Raw genomic sequence first — 1,099 nt, 5'->3', positions numbered from 1 at the left:
CCGTCGGGCAGCCAGCGGGCCAGGTCGCCGGTGCGGTACATCCGGCCGCCGCCTTCGGCGAACGGGTCGGGCAGGAAGCGTTCGGCGGTCAGGTCCGGGCGGCCGAGGTAGCCGCGGCCGACGCCCGCGCCGCCGATGTACAGCTCGCCGGGGACGCCGACGGGGACCGGGCGGTGGTGCTCGTCCAGCAGGTGGACCAGGGCGCCGGGGATCGGGCGGCCGACGGTGGGCCGCCCGCCGCCCGGGCGGCAGACGCCGACGGCGGTGGCGGTGGTGGCCTCGGTCGGGCCGTAGGCGTTGACGAAGTGGCGGCCCGGCGCCCAGTGGTCGACCAGGGCGGCGCTGCACGCCTCGCCGCCGACGGTGATCGCGCGCACCGACGGCAGGTCGGTGTCGGGCAAGGCGGCGAGGACGGAGGCGGGCAGGACCAGGTTGGTGACGGCGTGCCGGCGGATCAGTGCGGCGAGGTCCTCCCCGGCCAGGTCGGCGTCGCCGCGGACCACCAGGGTGCCGCCGGTGGTGAGGGTCATGTAGACGTCGGAGATGGAGACGCTGAAGCCGAACGCGACGAACTGCAGCACGGTGGAGTCGGGTCGGACGTCGAACAGTTCGACCTTGGCGGCCACCAGGTTGGCCAGGCCGCCGTGGGTCAGCAGGACGCCCTTGGGGCGGCCGGTCGAGCCGGAGGTGAACATGATGTCGGCGGTGTCGTCGTCGCCGACCCGGACCGGTGGCCGGTCGGTGCGGCCCGGCTGCCGGGCGTCGAGGGTGGTGAGCGGCGCGGCGGTGAGCGCCCGCAGCCGTTCCGCGGTGCCGCCGGGCCCGTCGGTGCAGACCGCGAACGGCGGTGCGGCGTCGGCGAGCAGCTGCCGCAGCCGCTCGTCGGGGAAGGCCGGGTCCATCGGGACGTACACGCCGCCGGCCCGGTGCACGGCGATCATGGCGACCACCGAGTGGACCGAGCGGGGCAGGCAGACCGCGACCGGGGTGCCGGGGGTCAGGCCGTGTCCGGCCAGGGCGTGGGCGAGGCCGTTGACGGCGGCGTCGAGTCCGGCGTAGTCGAGGCTCTCGTCCTCGCAGACGACGGCGGGGCGGGTGG

The 1,099-nt window shown here is 76.4% G+C and carries 1 protein-coding gene; it reads right to left on the bottom strand.

The genetic code is table 11. The features are described from left to right. Window positions 1-1,099, bottom strand: a 1,099-nt coding sequence (locus tag AA75_RS21085) for an amino acid adenylation domain-containing protein (protein ID WP_033821712.1), incomplete at both ends; no start/stop codon positions are given.

This window comes from Kitasatospora sp. MBT63, from assembly GCF_000710465.2.
In the GTDB taxonomy this organism is placed as follows: Bacteria; Actinomycetota; Actinomycetes; order Streptomycetales; family Streptomycetaceae; genus Kitasatospora.
Note: the sequence above shows the minus strand (reverse complement) of the source record. Positions and strands in the feature narration are given on the sequence as shown.